The organism is Listeria tempestatis (genome assembly GCF_963575625.1).
Taxonomy (GTDB): domain Bacteria; phylum Bacillota; class Bacilli; order Lactobacillales; family Listeriaceae; genus Listeria; species Listeria tempestatis.
Genome location: NZ_CAUYTK010000001.1, coordinates 1 through 16,087 on the forward strand (window position 1 = coordinate 1; position 16,087 = coordinate 16,087).

Consider the following 16,087-nt stretch of genomic DNA (forward strand, 5'->3'; position numbering starts at 1 on the left):
GCGACATATGGAGCGGACAAATACTAATCGATCGAGGACTTAACCTTTTAATCTTGATTTTCGTTACGAAGTAACTGTACTCTTTTCTTCTCTAGTTTTGAGAGAACATCGTTCTTTCATTCTTTGTCTGGTAGCTATGGCGAGAAGGTCACACCCGTTCCCATCCCGAACACGGTAGTTAAGCTTCTCTGCGCCGATGGTAGTTGGGGGCTTCCCCCTGTGAGAGTAGGTCGCTGCCGGGCAATAATTTTGGAGGTTTAGCTCAGCTGGGAGAGCATCTGCCTTACAAGCAGAGGGTCAGCGGTTCGATCCCGTTAACCTCCACCATTTTTATGCCGGCTTAGCTCAGTTGGTAGAGCAACTGATTTGTAATCAGTAGGTCGCGAGTTCGACTCTTGCAGCCGGCACCATTTTTTCTTAATACTATTACATACATTAGTATAAAGAGCCGTTAGCTCAGTTGGTAGAGCATCTGACTTTTAATCAGAGGGTCGCAGGTTCGAACCCTGCACGGCTCACTCTTTGCGGGTGTGGCGGAATTGGCAGACGCACCAGATTTAGGATCTGGCGCCGCGAGGCGTGGGGGTTCAAGTCCCTTCACCCGCACTTATAATTATGCGGAAGTAGTTCAGTGGTAGAACATCACCTTGCCAAGGTGGGGGTCGCGGGTTCGAACCCCGTCTTCCGCTCCAATCTGAGTTTTATTATATGCCGGGGTGGCGGAACTGGCAGACGCACAGGACTTAAAATCCTGCGGGTAGTGATACCCGTACCGGTTCGATTCCGGTCCTCGGCACCATTTTTATATTGCGCCCATAGCTCAACTGGATAGAGTACCTGACTACGAATCAGGCGGTTGGAGGTTCGACTCCTTCTGGGCGCGCTTTATTTTACGGGAAGTAGCTCAGCTTGGTAGAGCACTTGGTTTGGGACCAAGGGGTCGCAGGTTCAAATCCTGTCTTCCCGACCAGTATGAAATTTATTATTTGGGGCCTTAGCTCAGCTGGGAGAGCGCCTGCTTTGCACGCAGGAGGTCAGCGGTTCGATCCCGCTAGGCTCCACCAAATTTTAAATCTATTCTTTACTAATATGGCGGCGTAGCTCAGCTGGCTAGAGCGTTCGGTTCATACCCGAGAGGTCGTGGGTTCGATTCCCTCCGCCGCTATCTTTAAAATTTGGACCTTTAGCTCAGTTGGTTAGAGCAGACGGCTCATAACCGTCCGGTCGCAGGTTCGAGTCCTGCAAGGTCCACTTAGCACTTTTTATGATTATATCGTGGAGGAATACCCAAGTCTGGCTGAAGGGATCGGTCTTGAAAACCGACAGGGGTGTAAAAGCTCGCGGGGGTTCGAATCCCTCTTCCTCCGTTTTTTATTTGTGACTAAGTGGACTATTTTTAATATTATTATCGCGGGGTGGAGCAGTCTGGTAGCTCGTCGGGCTCATAACCCGAAGGTCGCAGGTTCAAATCCTGTCCCCGCAATCGTGGTTCCGTGGTGTAGGGGTTAACATGCCTGCCTGTCACGCAGGAGATCGCGGGTTCAAATCCCGTCGGGACCGCCATTTGGCTTGGTAGCTCAGTTGGTAGAGCACTTGATTGAAGCTCAAGGTGTCGGCAGTTCGATTCTGTCCCAAGCCACTTTCTTGTATATGTGTAGTGTGCGGGTGTAGTTTAGTGGTAAAACCACAGCCTTCCAAGCTGTTGTCGGGAGTTCGATTCTCCTCACCCGCTTTTTAGGGCCTATAGCTCAGCTGGTTAGAGCGCACGCCTGATAAGCGTGAGGTCGATGGTTCGAGTCCATTTAGGCCCATTTTATTCCACAGTAGCTCAGTTGGTAGAGCAATCGGCTGTTAACCGATCGGTCGCAGGTTCGAGTCCTGCCTGTGGAGTTTATATTTTTACTGGAGAAGTACTCAAGTGGCTGAAGAGGCGCCCCTGCTAAGGGTGTAGGTCGTTTGCGCGGCGCGAGGGTTCAAATCCCTCCTTCTCCGCCAGTAAGGCCCGTTGGTCAAGCGGTTAAGACACCGCCCTTTCACGGCGGTAACACGGGTTCGAATCCCGTACGGGTCATCATTATGGGGTAAGAACAATGCGGAGGCATTGTTCTTATTTTATTTTAAAAATTTTTGGGGGCGGCTTGGATGCGAAATGGGCGGAAGTTTTGGGTTTTGACGGTGATTGTGGCTATTTCGGGGCTGTCACAAGGGCTTTTGTTGCCGCTAATTGCGATTATTTTTGAAGGTATGGGGATTAGTTCGGGAGTGAATGGACTTCATGCGACGGGAATTTATATTGGCGTTTTATTGGTGTCACCGTTTATTGAAGCACCGCTACATAAATTTGGCTTTAAGCCAATTATTATAGTTGGTGGGGGATTAGTTCTGGTGGCGCTATTTTTGTTTCCAATGTGGTTTAATTTGTATTTTTGGTTTTTATTGCGTCTTATTATTGGCGTGGGGGATCATATGTTGCATTTTTCATCGCAAACTTGGATTGGAGCTACAACAGAGGAAAGTAAACGTGGAAGGAATATGGCAATTTATGGCTTGTTTTTTTCACTTGGATTTGCAGTTGGTCCGCAGCTTGTAAATTTAATGGATGTGAGTCCTAACTTACCTTTCTATATTTCTGGCGTGCTAGTTCTCGTCGCATGGGGACTAATTTTTACGCTGAAAAATGAGTTTATTTCAGAAGAAACAGAAATTCGTAAACTTTCTTTTTTTGATAGTGTGAAACGTTTTTCGGATGTTATGAAAATTGCATGGGTGTCAATGATTCCACCATTTTTATGTGGTGTTTTGGAAACTGCCTTAAATGCGACTTTTCCAATTGTTGGGCTTAGATTTGGAATCGAAACGTATATGATTACGTTTATTATTTCTGCTTTCTCGGTGGGGACGATTTTATTTCAGGTTCCAATTGGGATTCTTAGTGACCGGTTGGGGCGCGGGCGCGTGTTGCCGATTTTGACGTTTTTAGGTGGTCTCGTTTTCTTTTTAGCAGCATTTGTTTCTAATGATTTGCTTTTTATTGTGATTTTCTTTGTGCTTGGGATACTTGTTGGTTCGCTTTATTCCCTAGGTCTTTCGTTTATGACGGATTTGACGCCGCTTGATCTTCTTCCTGCGGGGAATATTTTGGTTGGGATGTGCTTTAGTGCGGGGAGTATTTTGGGACCAACTGTAACGGGAGCTCTCATTAGCTTGGTTGGTCCGCAGAGCTTTTATTTTACGGTAGCAGGACTTCTTATTTTAGGGGGAATTTTATTATTTTCAAAAAAAAGATTGACAGTATAGATTCGTTTTTGGTATTATGATTTCAATACATTTGTTATGTAAATTAAATAGGAAACTCTTATAACGAGTGGTAGAGGGACTGGCCCGATGAAACCCGGCAACCTTTCAATTTTTTGAAAAGGTGCTAAATCCTGCAAAGCGTGATGCTTTGAAAGATAAGAGAGAACTAATTTTTCGTTTATTTTCGAATTATTTTAGCCTCTCTATCTAGGGAGGCTTTTTCGCGTCATAAATAAAGAGAGGATGAGGTAAATGGTAAAAGTACTTAGTTCAAATTTAGGGTATCCACGTCTTGGTGAGAAACGCGAATGGAAGAAATCGTTGGAAAATTTTTGGAATAACAAAATTTCAGAAGATACTCTTCTTTCTGAAACAAAAGCAATTCGATTTGCTGCTTTAAACAAACAGAAGGAAAAAGGGATTGACATTATACCAGTTAACGATTTTACGTTGTATGACCATGTACTTGATTTAAGCGTGGCGTTTGGCGTAATTCCCAAGCGGTTTGGGAACTTTACGAATGAGGTATCACTGCGTACATATTTTGATATTGCACGTGGAAACAAGACAGCAGTAGCTTCAGAGATGACGAAATGGTTTAACACAAATTACCACTACATTGTTCCAGAACTTCAAGATGTGGAGCCAAAACTCTTAGAAAATAAAGCGCTAAAAGCATATTTAGAAGCGAAAGAAGAGCTCGGGATTGATGGAAAGCCGGTCATCATAGGGCCGATTACTTATTTGTCGCTTGGAAAAGGTGCTGATAAAAATGATTTCAAGAGCTTAATTCAGAAGTTTTTGCCGCTTTATAAAACGATTATTGAAGAACTGGATGCGGCGGGCGCGAAATGGATTCAACTTGATGAACCTATTCTTGCAACGAGTTTAGAAAAAGAAGAAGTGGCGCTTTTTGATGAGGTGTATGCGGAATTACGGGCGGCGGCGCCACATGCAAAATTGATTTTGCAAACCTATTTTGAGAGTGTGGATGAATATGAGACGATTGTGAAGTTGCCGGTTGATGCGATTGGGCTTGATTTCGTGCATGATCACGGGGAAACGCTTGAAAAAATTCAAAAATTTGGTTTTCCAGATAATAAATATTTGGCGGCAGGAGTCATTGATGGGCGTAACGTTTGGCGGGCAGAAGTTCGGGAGAAACGCGCAGAGCTTGAAATTTTAACGCGGCTTGTGCAAAAAGACAAATTGATTGTGCAGCCATCCAGTTCATTGCTACATGTTCCAGTAACGAAAAAAAGTGAACCGAATTTGGATAAAGTGCTATACGGCGGACTTTCATTTGCGGATGAAAAATTAGAGGAAGTTGTACTTCTCGCAAAAGCTGTTTCAGACGGAGCGGAGGCGGTGACTTTTGAGCTTGAAAAAGCGGAACAAGCTGTTTTGGAGTTGAACCGCTCAGAGTACCGAAATAACAAGGAAGTTCAAACGGAGCTGGCAGAGCTCAGTACCATTTCTGCCGAACGAAAAAGTCCATTTGAAACGCGTATTAAAGCCCAACACGAATGGCTCAAGTTGCCGCTTTTACCAACGACAACAATTGGAAGTTTCCCGCAGTCGCCTGAAGTTCGAAAAAAACGTGCGGCATTTCTAAAGGGAGATATTACAAAAGCGGACTATGAAATTTATATTGAACAGGAAACAGAACGTTGGATTCGCATTCAAGAAGAGCTTGACTTAGACGTCCTTGTCCACGGCGAATTTGAACGGACGGATATGGTCGAATATTTTGGGCAAAAATTAGCAGGTTTTCAGGCGACAAAATTTGGCTGGGTACAGTCATACGGCTCGCGTGCGGTGCGTCCACCACTTATTTACGGAGATGTTGCATTTACGGAAACAATTACGGTGAAGGAGAGCAAATTTGCCCAGTCACTCACAAATCGCCCTGTGAAAGGAATGCTGACAGCGCCTGTAACTATCATTAATTGGAGCTTTGTGCGAAACGATATTCCAAAAAGCGATGTCTTTAACCAAGTAGGGCTTGCTCTTAGGAAGGAAGTTCTTGCATTAGAGGAAAACGGGATTCGCGTGATTCAGGTTGATGAGCCGGCGCTTCGCGAAGGGTTGCCGCTGAAGCGTTCGAGATGGGAGAAATATTTGAACGATGCGGTTTATGCGTTTAAACTTACGACTTCAGGTGTTGCGGACGAAACGCAAATTCATACGCATATGTGCTACTCGGATTTTGATGATATTATTGATGCGATTAGTGCGCTAGACGCTGATGTTATCTCGATTGAGACTTCACGTAGTCACGGGGAAATTATTTCCACGTTTGAAGCGTATCATTACGATAAAGAAATTGGGCTTGGTGTCTATGATATTCATAGTCCTCGTGTCCCAAGTACGTCAGAAATTAAAGCAAATATTGAACGCGCACTACGCGTGATTCCAGTTCAAAACTTTTGGATTAATCCAGACTGCGGGCTTAAAACGCGGAAGGAAGAAGAAACGGTGGCCGCACTTCGTGATATGGTTTCCGCAACAAAGGAAATTCGTGAGGCCTATACAATTTTAGAAAAATAGAAAGTGGGGGAAGCACGATGGGAAAATTAAGTAAGCAGACGATTTCAGCACAAATTGGCAATAAAAAATGTGAGAAAACGGGTGCAGTAAGTCCGCCGCTCTATTTCTCAACGGCTTACCGTCATATGGATATTGGGGTGGGAACTGGATATGATTACACGCGGACGGCGAATCCAACGCGCGATTGTTTACAGGAGGCACTAGCAGAACTTGAGGACGGGAAATATGGTTTTGCCACAAGTTCTGGTATGAGCGCTATTCAACTTGTTTTTAAGCGATTTAAAACAGGAGATCATATCATTAGTTTACAAGATTTATACGGCGGGACATTTCGGTATTTTAAAACGCTTGAAAAGCGGTATGATATTGCCTTTTCGTACTGGGGCGGAGAGCGTTTAGCAGAACTTGACGGGCTTTTACAGCCAAACACGAAAGCGGTTTTTATTGAAACACCGACGAATCCGCTTATGCAGGAAGTGGATATTGAAAAGGTGGCCCAATTTGCGAGTGCGCATCAGCTTTTACTTATTGTGGATAACACCTTTTATACACCCATTTTGCAACAGCCGTTAAATCTCGGAGCAGATGTTGTGATTCATAGCGCTACAAAATATTTAGGCGGGCATAATGATGTTCTTGCGGGGGCTGTCATTGTGAGAGATGACGAGCTTGGTCAGTTTTACGCGACAGCATTAAATGAAACGGGGGAAGTGTTGTCCCCCTTTGATTCATGGCTTTTGATTCGCGGGCTTAAAACGCTACCGCTACGAATTAGGGAGCATGAAAGAAATGCTAAGCGCGTCGTTCAGTTTCTAAAAAACCATGCTTTAGTCAAAGAAGTGAAATATCCGGGTCGCGGTGGCATGATTAGCTTTTATATTGAAAATTCTGCGCTGATTTCACCGCTTTTAAGAAATGTTGCTCTTTTTACTTTTGCAGAAAGCTTAGGTGGCGTTGAAAGTTTGATTACGTATCCTGCTACGCAAACACATGCGGATATTCCGCGAGAACTGCGGGAATCGTATGGCTTAACTGATGAGCTGCTGCGTATTTCGGTTGGTGTTGAAGATGCGGAAGATTTAGTGAACGACCTCAAATCGGCGTTTGAACTCGCTTCTAAGGAGGCGATTCGTTCATGAATTTGCGTAGAGATTTAAGTGAAAAAGTTCTAATTGCAGACGGGGCAATGGGGACACTTCTTTATTCGTACGGTGTTGATCGTTCGTTTGAAGAATTAAATTTGACGCATCCAGATGATGTACTTGCGATTCACCGTGCTTACATCGAAGCAGGCGCGGACATTATCCAAACCAATACGTACGGTGCAAACTATATAAAACTTAAGCGCTACGGCTTGGAAGATGAAATTAAACGAATCAATCAGGCGGCTATTCGGTTGGCTAAAAAAGCGACGAGTGGGACGGGAACTTATATTTTTGGAACAATCGGTGGCATTAACGGGGCGAGTGATTCAAAAGTGGAACAGGCGCCTCTTGAGGAAATCAAACGTAGTTTTCGAGAACAGTTATATTGTTTTTTACTGGAGGGCGTGGATGCGATTCTTCTTGAAACGTTTTATGACCCAAATGAGCTAAAAACGGTATTAAAAATTGTACGTGAAAACACGGATTTACCAGTTGTGGCGAATGTATCGATGCATGAACCGGGGCTACTTCAGAATGGGGAGAAGTTACCAGATGTTTTACAGGAATTAGCAAATCTAGGCGCGGATGTTGTTGGCGTGAATTGCCGACTTGGCCCTTATCATATGGCACGCGCGCTTGAAACGGTGCCACTCTTAGATAATGCCTATTTGGCGGCATATCCGAATGCTAGTTTACCTGAGATGCAAGAAGGTAAAATCATTTATCAAGCGGAGACGGATTATTTTAAGGAATATGGTGAAATTTTTCGCAAAGAGGGCGCACGCATTATCGGCGGTTGTTGCGGGACGACACCTGAACATATTCGGGCGTTCCGGGCGGGACTCAGCTCGACTAAGCCAGTTCAAACAAAGGAAGTTCGTCCCATCATCGAACTTGTTCCTGAAGAAGCTGACGTGCTTGATGGCGTTCGGTTAGTGGACAAGGTGAAAAATGAGTGCACCGTGCTTGTTGAGCTTGATCCGCCGCGAACGTTTGACACGGAGCAATTTTTTGAAGGTGCAAAGGCGCTTGATGCAGCTGGTGCTGATGCGATTACAATTTCTGATAATTCGCTTGCAACACCGCGCATTAGTAATATGGCACTTGCTTCGATTTTAAAGCACGAGCATAATATTAAACCGCTCATCCATCTAACGACGCGCGACCATAATCTTGTAGGCATGCATTCACATATTATGGGTTTTCATAAACTTGGCTTGCATGATGTTCTCGCTGTGACAGGGGATCCAACGAAAGTGGGGGATTTCCCAGGGGCGTCCTCGGTCTTTGATTTACGTTCGGTTGAGCTCATTCAACTCATTAAAAAGTTCAACGACGGAATTTCCTACACGGGAAAATCACTTAAAGAGAAGGCTCGCTTTCATGTTGCTGCTGCTTTTAACCCAAACGTTCTTAATGTGGATAAAGCGGTCCGTTTGATAGAGCGAAAAGTGGAATACGGCGCGGACTACATCATTACACAGCCCATTTATGATGCGGAAAAGGCTACGATATTAAAAGAAGCACTTATTGCAGCAGACATTTCCGTTCCCGTTTTTGTTGGTGTCATGCCGCTTCTATCAAGTCGAAATGCGGAATTTTTGCACAACGAAGTTCCAGGTATCCGGCTTACAAATGAAGTCCGTGAAAGAATGCGCGAGGCGGAGAAAGCGGGTCGTGGCAATGAAGAGGGCATGCTCATCTCAAAAGAAATTATTGATACAATTACTACGCATTTTAATGGCATTTATATTATTACGCCGTTTTTGCGGTATGATTTATCACTTGAGTTATTGGAATATGCAAAATCGAAAAAACAGGTGCATGTCGTATAGATGCAGCCTGTTTTTTCGTTATTTTAAAATAAATTTAACTGAAGCAAACTTAAGAGGTAACTTATCGCAAGTATGATACCAAAAATGGTAATCGCTTTTGATGTGGCCTTCATTGCTGGTATCATGGTGATTGGTTCTGTCCGACCAATGAAACGTCTGACAGAACGAATGGCTTCTGGGGCGCTAATTAAAATAAGTAAAGTCCAGTACGGCGCGCCTGCCCAGAAAATAAGTGAGATTTCAAATGCATAGGCAAATACATAGGCAAGGGCAAATAAAATTGTTGCATTTCTTCTTCCAAGTAAAATGGCAAGGGTCAATCTTCCATTTGCTTTATCTGGGTCTAAATCACGGATGCTATTTGCGAGTAATAAATTGCCGACGAGAACCATGATAGGGATGGAAATATAGACGATTTGTGTGCCAATAAATTCCGCCTGGATGTAAAATGATATAAACGTTATGACACCACCCATGAAAAATCCGGCCATAATTTCACCAAAAGGGGTGTAAGCAATTGGGTATGGTCCGCCTGTGTATAAATAGCCAACGAGCATACAAATTGCGCCGAGTAAACCGACATACCAATTTAATTCCATCGAGAGATAAACGCCGCCTAAAATCGAAAGTATGTAAAGGAAAATGGCTAGGAAAAGAATGAGTCCTGGGCGTATACCGTTTCTTACGATGGCTCCGCCGTTTCCAACCGAGTGTTCATCATCGTGTCCTTTTTTATAATCGTAATATTCATTAAACAAGTTTGCTGAAGTTTGAATGAGAAAGCATGAAATGAGCATCACGATAAAGCGTGTAAAATGAAGATTTGAGTAGAGCATTGCAACGGATGTACCTAAAAATACAGGTACAAAAGAGGCAACTAGAGTGTGCGGGCGGAGTAGTGTCCACCATTTTTTAAAACCAGATTGTCTGGCTAATACTTGTCTTTCCTGCGCTGCCATTTTATTCGCTCCTTTTTTTAAATATCCTTTCTTCATTTTAGGGAAAATAGTGAGTTTCGTCAATGAATAAAGCAAAAATCGCAAAATGAGCAGGAAGAATTTATTTTTGATATAATAGAAGGAGTGTTAGTAAAGGAGCGATGAAAAAAAATGGGAATTACATTACCTCTTGCTTTATTTGAACAAGCGAAACGTCATGCGACAAAAGATAAACCTGCTCTTCTAAGCTGGGTGACTGAATATACACAAGATTTGGCGCCGCATGTTTTGTATCAAAAAGCAAAAGATGCCTTTTCTGGCGAGCGTTTCTTTTGGCAAAATCCTGAGATGACGCTAACACTTTCTGGCTTTGGTGTAACGGAGCAATATTTAGCTAATGACAAAGCAAAAGATGCCTTTTCTGGTTTAGAAGACAAAATTAAGGCTTTAAAACTAAGAATGGTGACCAACGCGACTGAAAAAGGAACGGGACCGCTTTATTTTGGTGGTTTCAAATTTGATCCAGAACGCGAAACAGATAAAGAATGGCAAGCTTTTAAAGATGGTCTGTTTTACTTGCCGCTATTTATGTTAACGAAAAAGGGCGAAAAAGTCTTTTTGACAGTTAACTTAGTCGTTTATCCCGATGATGAGCTTAAAAAATTGGAAGCCGTAAAAGGTCAGTGGGAAAAAATTGTGGAAGCGAAACATCCAGATATGGAAATAAATTCGCTCATTACAGCTAAAGAAATAGAAACGGATGAATTTTTGGAAAATGCACGTGATATTATTGCGTTACTAAAAGATTCAGAAGACTTACATAAAGTTGTATTGTCTAGACGAATGGGCTTGCGATTTAGCAAACAAATTGATAGCGGAGCGGTTCTTCAGAAAATGATGGATACACAAGAAAATAGCTACTTTTTTGTTATGGAAAAAGGGGCTGCACTTTTCTTTGGTGCTACGCCAGAAAGGTTAGTGGCCGTTTCAGATGATAAAATTCACTCTTCTTGTGTCGCAGGCTCAGCCAAGCGTGGTGAAACGGCAGAACAAGATGAAAAACTTGGAAATGCGCTATTAAAAGATGCTAAAAATTTACGTGAACATCATTATGTGGTGGAAATGATTGAAGAAACCTTGCAACAATTTGCGGATGATTTAACGATTTCCAGCGAACCAGTTCTTTTGAAAAATCGAGATATTCAACATCTATATATGAATGTGCATGCAAAAAAGCGTGATGACGTAAATATTCTTCAAATTTTACGTGCTTTGCATCCAACACCAGCACTTGGTGGATCACCTAAAAATTTAGCACGAGCAATCATTCGTATGAAAGAAACGAGTGACCGTGGTTTTTACGGCGGACCAATTGGGTTTTTGGATACGGATTTTGATGGTGAATTTGCTGTTGCGATTCGTTCAGCGCTTGTCATTGATGCGCTAGGTGTACTTTATGCTGGTTGCGGGATTGTTTCTGATTCCGTTCCAGAAGAAGAATTACAAGAAACGAAAGTGAAATTTCAACCGATGTTACGCGTTTTAGGAGGAAATGTCGAATGAGTCATCAAGAAATAATGACCGCATATTTAACGGCTTTTATTGAAGAACTGATTCAAGCGGGTGTCAAAGAAGCTGTTATTAGCCCAGGATCAAGATCGACCCCAATTGCTCTTTTAATGGCAGAGCACCCCACGCTTAAAATTCATGTTCATGTGGATGAACGTTCAGCTGGCTTTTTCGCACTTGGGATTGCGAAAGCTTCGAAAAATCCTGTAGTCTTACTTTGTACAAGTGGAACGGCTGCGGCCAATTATTTCCCAGCAGTTGCAGAAGCAAATTTATCTCAAATCCCACTTATTGTGTTAACGGCGGACAGGCCACATGAACTACGGAATGTTGGCGCCCCGCAAGCGATGGATCAAATCCAGTTGTTTGGCACACATGTGAAAGATATGGTGGATATGGCGATACCAGAAGGAACAGATGAGATGCTCCGCTACGCGAAATGGCACGGTAGCCGCTCGGTCGATATTGCGCTTAAAACGCCACGGGGACCTGTTCACTTGAATTTTCCGCTACGCGAACCTTTAACGCCGATTCTAGAACCGTCGCCGTTTACACAAACAGGCAAGAAGAAGCACCACGTACGAATTTATTATACGCACGAAGTTTTAGAGCAAGATGCATTAGATAAAATGTTTGCAAGTTGTTCGGGCAAAAAAGGGGTCATCATTGCAGGACCACTTGATAAGAAGAATTTGGAAGGAAAACTTGTTTTAGCGGCACTGAAATTGGGATGGCCTATCTTGGCAGATCCACTTTCTGGTCTTCGTTCATACGGCGAAAAAGATGCTATTGTGGTGGATCAATATGATGCACTACTAAAAAGTGAGGCCTTTCGTTCAGCCTTAGAACCTGAAATGGTCATTCGATTTGGCGCAATGCCTGTATCGAAATCGCTGAAAACTTGGCTCGAATCGCTTGATGTGCGAACTTTTGTAGTGGATCCTGGTGCGGCTTGGCGGGACCCTGTGAAGGGTGTAACGGATATGATCCACTGCGATGAGCGTTTCCTACTTGAAGAGATTATTCAGGCGGAGTTTCAGACTCCGGAGAATTGGCTTTCTGTTTGGCATAAATTGAATGAATCTGCGCAAAACTTGCTTTCTTCCCATATAAAAGAAACAGACCACTTGGAGGAAGGGAAAATTGTAAGTGTGCTACGCGAACACTTGCCAGATCAGTCGGGTTTATTTATTGGAAACAGTATGCCGATTCGGGATGTGGATACGTATTTCATGCAGACGGATAAGCGCGTGAAGATGCTTGCAAACCGCGGAGCAAACGGGATTGACGGTGTCGTATCGGCTGCGCTCGGTGCAAGTACGATTATTCAACCGATGTATTTACTTATTGGCGATTTATCTTTTTACCACGATATGAACGGCTTACTCATGGCGAAAAAATATAATTTAAATTTGACCATTGTCGTTGTGAACAATGATGGCGGCGGAATCTTCTCATTTCTACCTCAAGCGAAGACGCCAAAATATTTTGAATCGCTGTTTGGTACATCAACAAACCTTGATTTTCGCTACGTAGCGGCACTTTATGATGCTGAATATAGTGAAATTACACGACTAAGTGATTTGGAAGACGCGCTCGATAAAGCCGCTTACAACAAAGGGTTAGACATTATCGAAGTGCGCACAAATCGTCACGAGAATGTTGCTTATCACCAGGAACTTTGGGGGAAAATAGCGGTCCAAGTGGAGCGTGACCTGAAAAAATGAAGCTCTTTTCAAGTTTTATAAATCGTCATGCAGTACTTGATATGATGTTGCTACACGGTTTTACAGGAACGCATCAAACATTTAGTCAGCTGGAACTGGGGCGTGCCAATTTGATTTTGCCAGATTTACCTGGGCACGGAGCGTCTTATTCGCCTGTTTTAGATGATTATTCACTTGTGGCAACTGAAACCGCACTAGATGCGCTTCTTAGAGCGGACAAGCCTACGGTTTTAGTTGGCTATTCGATGGGCGCACGAATTGCCCTTGCGCTTACTATGCGGCAAAGGGGAAAATATAGCGGGCTTGTTTTGATTAGTGGTTCCCCAGGGCTTAAGACGGGTGATGAGCGTTTCATGCGGCGTAATCGTGACGCAAACTTGGCGCAATTTATTACCGAAAAAGGTGTGTCAGAATTCGTTTCTTACTGGGAAAATTTACCTTTATTCGCTTCGCAAAAAGGGTTGGCGGAGGATTTGCAAAAACAAATTCGAAGTGAGCGCCTAAATCAAGTGGGAACGGGTCTCGCTTATAGTTTAGCGGGTGTTGGAACTGGCGAATTGCCTTCTTACTGGGCGGATTTGGCGGCGCTTAGGTTGCCTGTGCTACTTATTACGGGTGAGCTTGATGAAAAGTTTTGCCATATTGCTGAAGAGATGCAGCGTTTACTGCCCCATGTGAGCTACGTTTCTGTGAAAGATACGGGACATGCGGTTCATCTTGAGGCACCTGGAGAAGTTTCAAAAATTATTAATAACTGGTTAGATAATCATTTTTAGGAGGTTTTTTCTATGATTGAATGGAAAACGGAGAAAGTGTTTGAGGAAATTAAATATGAATCACATAATGGCATTGCGAAGGTAACGATCAATCGTCCGCACGTACATAATGCATTTACGCCTAAAACGGTGATGGAAATGATTGATGCATTTAATTTGGCACGCGATGATGAAAAAATTGGTGTTATTATTTTAACTGGTGAAGGAGATAAAGCCTTTTGTTCTGGTGGTGATCAGAAAGTACGTGGACACGGGGGCTATGTTGGGGACGATCAAATTCCGCGTTTGAACGTGCTTGACTTGCAACGCCTTATTCGTATCATTCCGAAACCAGTCATTGCAATGGTTGCAGGTTGGTCAATTGGCGGGGGGAATGTATTGCAACTTGTTTGTGACATTACGATTGCTGCTGATAACGCAAAATTTGGGCAGACTGGGCCGAATGTTGGGAGTTTTGATGCAGGGTACGGGTCTGGCTACTTGGCGCGTGTTATTGGGCATAAGAAAGCAAAGGAAGTTTGGTTTATGTGCCGCCAGTACACGGCTAATGAAGCGCTTGAAATGGGCTGGATTAATACGGTTGTGCCTGTTTCAGAGTTGGAAAATGAAACGGTTGCTTGGGCGGAGGAAATGCTCAAGAAAAGTCCAACGGCTTTACGATTCATTAAAGCGGCATTTAATGCGGATACAGATGGTTTGGCGGGAATTCAACAACTTGCAGGGGACGCAACGCTTCTCTATTATACAACAGACGAGGCGAAAGAAGGTCGAGATGCCTTCAAGGAAAAACGTAGCCCTGACTTCGATCAATTCCCGAAATTTCCATGATGAATTGGTTATTACAACGAGCGCAGGTTTCGCCACATGAAACTGCGCTTGTTTTCCGCGAAAAAAAATATTCATTTAAAGAGGTAAGTGAGGAAGCAGTTTGTAGGGCAGAAAAACTGGTTAGTTTGAACATTAAAGCGGGCGATTTTGTTGCACTTCTTGGGAAAAACAACAAGGAAACTTTTTTAATGATTCACGCGTTGCAACTTCTTGGCGCTATACCTGTTTTTTTGAACAACCGGTTGACGGCCACTGAAATGAATTTTATGATTTTGGATAGCGGTGCCATTTGTACGCTTTTTGATGACAGCTTTACTGATTTATCGGTGAGTTTAGACGGTGCCCGTTACCCCTTTTCGGATGTGACTGCGCAAATTGCACGAGATTTTCCTTCCGTAAAACATGATTTTGAAGATGTTGCATCGGTCATGTACACATCTGGGACAACAGGGAATCCAAAAGGCGTTTTGCAAACGTATGGGAACCATTTTTTTAGTGCGACTGCATCGGCGCTAAATTTTGGCTTGAATCCGCAAACTGACTCGTGGCTTTGTGTCGTGCCGATTTTCCACATTAGTGGTCTTTCGATTTTGATGCGCTCGGTCATTTACGGAATCCCGGTCTTTTTGGAAGAAAAATTTGATGCAGAGCGTGTTACAAAACTGCTTTTAAGCGGGGAAATCACGCACGTTTCAGTTGTTCTTACGATGATTGAACGGCTTCTTACCCACAGTTCGGCGGCTTTCCATGAAAACGTGCGTGTCGTTTTGCTTGGCGGAAGTGCCGTTCGAAAAGATATGTTAGAAGCCTGCTTTATGCGCCGTATTCCAATTGTCCAGTCTTACGGTATGACCGAGACGGCATCACAAATTGTGGCACTAAATCCGGCGGATGCAAAACGCAAAATCGGCTCCTCGGGCCGCGTCTTGTTCCCTTCAAGCTTGCATATTGAAAAGGCAAATGAAACGGACTTAGACGGAGAAATCTGGCTTAGCGGGCCTACTATCTTTAAGGGCTATCTGAATAATCCGGCTGCGACAGACAAAGCCACACAAAACGAATTCTTTTGTACCGGAGATATTGGCCATGTGGACGAAGAAGGATTCCTATTTGTAGCAGAGCGGAAGGGCGACTTAATTATTTCCGGCGGTGAAAACATCTACCCGACAGAAGTTGAACACGCCATTTTGAGTGATGAACACGTCTTAGAAGCAGCTGTTGTCGGACAAAAAGACGCCGAGTGGGGAGAAGTGCCCGTTGCACACCTCGTTGTCCTACCCACATTTAACGAGCAGCACCTAGTTCAAGTATTACATGCTAAACTTGCCGCATATAAAATCCCAAAAGCCTTCCACATCACCTCCGAGCTACCCAAAACTGCATCCGGCAAAATCAAGCGCCATGAACTAAAATAGCGGAGAA

The 16,087-nt window shown here is 43.6% G+C and carries 10 protein-coding genes, 20 tRNA genes, 1 rRNA gene and 1 riboswitch; of the genes, 30 read left to right on the top strand and 1 reads right to left on the bottom strand.

Translation table 11 applies throughout. From position 1 onward, the window contains the following. The first annotated feature begins 126 nt into the window (after positions 1-126). From rrf to R8923_RS00125, 25 genes are all read left to right on the top strand, one after another. Positions 127-242: ribosomal RNA gene (gene rrf / locus R8923_RS00005) — 5S ribosomal RNA — on the top strand. A gap of 9 nt (positions 243-251) precedes the next feature. Next, a tRNA-Val gene (locus tag R8923_RS00010) sits at positions 252-327 on the top strand. Between the two features lie 7 nt (positions 328-334). Further along, positions 335-410, top strand: a tRNA-Thr gene (locus R8923_RS00015). Positions 411-445: 35 nt separating this feature from the next. Further along, a tRNA-Lys gene (locus tag R8923_RS00020) sits at positions 446-518 on the top strand. A gap of 6 nt (positions 519-524) precedes the next feature. Continuing rightward, a tRNA-Leu gene (locus tag R8923_RS00025) sits at positions 525-606 on the top strand. Between the two features lie 11 nt (positions 607-617). Next, positions 618-692: transfer RNA gene (locus R8923_RS00030), tRNA-Gly, on the top strand. An 18-nt stretch (positions 693-710) separates the two neighbouring features. Further along, positions 711-799 (top strand) — tRNA-Leu (locus R8923_RS00035). A 10-nt stretch (positions 800-809) separates the two neighbouring features. Next, a tRNA-Arg gene (locus tag R8923_RS00040) sits at positions 810-883 on the top strand. 10 nt (positions 884-893) lie between these two features. After that, positions 894-970, top strand: a tRNA-Pro gene (locus R8923_RS00045). Between the two features lie 18 nt (positions 971-988). Then, a tRNA-Ala gene (locus tag R8923_RS00050) sits at positions 989-1,064 on the top strand. 27 nt (positions 1,065-1,091) lie between these two features. Then, a tRNA-Met gene (locus tag R8923_RS00055) sits at positions 1,092-1,165 on the top strand. Between the two features lie 12 nt (positions 1,166-1,177). Then, positions 1,178-1,251, top strand: a tRNA-Ile gene (locus R8923_RS00060). Positions 1,252-1,277: 26 nt separating this feature from the next. Then, a tRNA-Ser gene (locus tag R8923_RS00065) sits at positions 1,278-1,367 on the top strand. 42 nt (positions 1,368-1,409) lie between these two features. Beyond that, positions 1,410-1,483 (top strand) — tRNA-Met (locus R8923_RS00070). A 4-nt stretch (positions 1,484-1,487) separates the two neighbouring features. Further along, positions 1,488-1,563: transfer RNA gene (locus R8923_RS00075), tRNA-Asp, on the top strand. A 3-nt stretch (positions 1,564-1,566) separates the two neighbouring features. Continuing rightward, a tRNA-Phe gene (locus R8923_RS00080) sits at positions 1,567-1,639 on the top strand. Positions 1,640-1,661: 22 nt separating this feature from the next. Next, positions 1,662-1,732: transfer RNA gene (locus R8923_RS00085), tRNA-Gly, on the top strand. A 5-nt stretch (positions 1,733-1,737) separates the two neighbouring features. Further along, a tRNA-Ile gene (locus R8923_RS00090) sits at positions 1,738-1,811 on the top strand. Positions 1,812-1,817: 6 nt separating this feature from the next. Next, positions 1,818-1,890 (top strand) — tRNA-Asn (locus tag R8923_RS00095). Positions 1,891-1,904: 14 nt separating this feature from the next. Beyond that, positions 1,905-1,995 (top strand) — tRNA-Ser (locus tag R8923_RS00100). Positions 1,996-1,999: 4 nt separating this feature from the next. Then, positions 2,000-2,071, top strand: a tRNA-Glu gene (locus tag R8923_RS00105). A gap of 71 nt (positions 2,072-2,142) precedes the next feature. Then, positions 2,143-3,297 carry an MFS transporter gene (locus R8923_RS00110; RefSeq protein ID WP_485870727.1) on the top strand — a complete coding sequence of 385 codons (1,155 nt, stop codon included), beginning with the start codon at positions 2,143-2,145 and terminating at the stop codon, positions 3,295-3,297. Positions 3,298-3,352: 55 nt separating this feature from the next. Continuing rightward, positions 3,353-3,459: riboswitch (SAM riboswitch) on the top strand. 90 nt (positions 3,460-3,549) lie between these two features. Beyond that, the gene (gene metE, locus R8923_RS00115) at positions 3,550-5,847 is read left to right on the top strand and encodes a 5-methyltetrahydropteroyltriglutamate--homocysteine S-methyltransferase (protein ID WP_485870728.1); all 2,298 of its coding nucleotides are present in this window, start codon (positions 3,550-3,552) and stop codon (positions 5,845-5,847) included. A gap of 17 nt (positions 5,848-5,864) precedes the next feature. Beyond that, positions 5,865-6,986, top strand: a complete 1,122-nt coding sequence (locus R8923_RS00120; RefSeq protein ID WP_485870729.1) for a PLP-dependent transferase — start codon at positions 5,865-5,867, stop codon at positions 6,984-6,986. After that, on the top strand, positions 6,983-8,827 hold the full coding sequence (locus R8923_RS00125; RefSeq protein WP_485870730.1) for a bifunctional homocysteine S-methyltransferase/methylenetetrahydrofolate reductase: 1,845 nt from the start codon (positions 6,983-6,985) through the stop codon (positions 8,825-8,827). The genes R8923_RS00120 and R8923_RS00125 overlap by 4 nt, the downstream gene beginning before the upstream one ends. A gap of 23 nt (positions 8,828-8,850) precedes the next feature. Here R8923_RS00125 and R8923_RS00130 read toward each other — a convergent pair whose 3' ends face one another. Further along, positions 8,851-9,786, bottom strand: coding sequence for a 1,4-dihydroxy-2-naphthoate polyprenyltransferase (locus R8923_RS00130; protein ID WP_485870731.1), 936 nt, complete (start codon positions 9,784-9,786; stop codon positions 8,851-8,853). 150 nt (positions 9,787-9,936) lie between these two features. Between R8923_RS00130 and R8923_RS00135 the strand changes: the two genes are divergently transcribed. The 5 genes from R8923_RS00135 to R8923_RS00155 are packed head-to-tail and all read left to right on the top strand — an operon-like array spanning position 9,937 to position 16,080. Continuing rightward, positions 9,937-11,328 carry an isochorismate synthase gene (locus R8923_RS00135; protein ID WP_485870732.1) on the top strand — a complete coding sequence of 464 codons (1,392 nt, stop codon included), beginning with the start codon at positions 9,937-9,939 and terminating at the stop codon, positions 11,326-11,328. Beyond that, positions 11,325-13,061, top strand: coding sequence for a 2-succinyl-5-enolpyruvyl-6-hydroxy-3-cyclohexene-1-carboxylic-acid synthase (gene menD, locus R8923_RS00140; RefSeq protein ID WP_485870733.1), 1,737 nt, complete (start codon positions 11,325-11,327; stop codon positions 13,059-13,061). The genes R8923_RS00135 and menD overlap by 4 nt, the downstream gene beginning before the upstream one ends. After that, positions 13,058-13,837, top strand: coding sequence for a 2-succinyl-6-hydroxy-2,4-cyclohexadiene-1-carboxylate synthase (menH, locus tag R8923_RS00145; protein ID WP_485870734.1), 780 nt, complete (start codon positions 13,058-13,060; stop codon positions 13,835-13,837). The genes menD and menH overlap by 4 nt, the downstream gene beginning before the upstream one ends. A 12-nt stretch (positions 13,838-13,849) precedes the next feature. Further along, a complete protein-coding gene (menB, locus tag R8923_RS00150) occupies positions 13,850-14,665 on the top strand; it encodes a 1,4-dihydroxy-2-naphthoyl-CoA synthase (protein WP_485870735.1) in 816 nt (271 codons plus the stop codon). Continuing rightward, positions 14,662-16,080 carry an o-succinylbenzoate--CoA ligase gene (locus R8923_RS00155; protein ID WP_485870736.1) on the top strand — a complete coding sequence of 473 codons (1,419 nt, stop codon included), beginning with the start codon at positions 14,662-14,664 and terminating at the stop codon, positions 16,078-16,080. Before menB ends, R8923_RS00155 begins: the two co-directional genes overlap by 4 nt. Positions 16,081-16,087: the final 7 nt, after the last annotated feature.

Excerpts from the sequence above, each read along its gene's own strand:
- R8923_RS00110 (WP_485870727.1), top strand. The coding sequence starts at position 2,143 with ATGCGAAATGGGCGGAAGTTTTGGGTTTTGACGGTGATTGTGGCTATT.
- R8923_RS00155 (WP_485870736.1), top strand. The coding sequence starts at position 14,662 with ATGATGAATTGGTTATTACAACGAGCGCAGGTTTCGCCACATGAAACT.
- menB (WP_485870735.1), top strand. The coding sequence starts at position 13,850 with ATGATTGAATGGAAAACGGAGAAAGTGTTTGAGGAAATTAAATATGAA.
- R8923_RS00130 (WP_485870731.1), bottom strand. The coding sequence starts at position 9,786 with ATGGCAGCGCAGGAAAGACAAGTATTAGCCAGACAATCTGGTTTTAAA.
- R8923_RS00120 (WP_485870729.1), top strand. The coding sequence starts at position 5,865 with ATGGGAAAATTAAGTAAGCAGACGATTTCAGCACAAATTGGCAATAAA.
- metE (WP_485870728.1), top strand. The coding sequence starts at position 3,550 with ATGGTAAAAGTACTTAGTTCAAATTTAGGGTATCCACGTCTTGGTGAG.
- R8923_RS00135 (WP_485870732.1), top strand. The coding sequence starts at position 9,937 with ATGGGAATTACATTACCTCTTGCTTTATTTGAACAAGCGAAACGTCAT.
- menH (WP_485870734.1), top strand. The coding sequence starts at position 13,058 with ATGAAGCTCTTTTCAAGTTTTATAAATCGTCATGCAGTACTTGATATG.
- menD (WP_485870733.1), top strand. The coding sequence starts at position 11,325 with ATGAGTCATCAAGAAATAATGACCGCATATTTAACGGCTTTTATTGAA.
- R8923_RS00125 (WP_485870730.1), top strand. The coding sequence starts at position 6,983 with ATGAATTTGCGTAGAGATTTAAGTGAAAAAGTTCTAATTGCAGACGGG.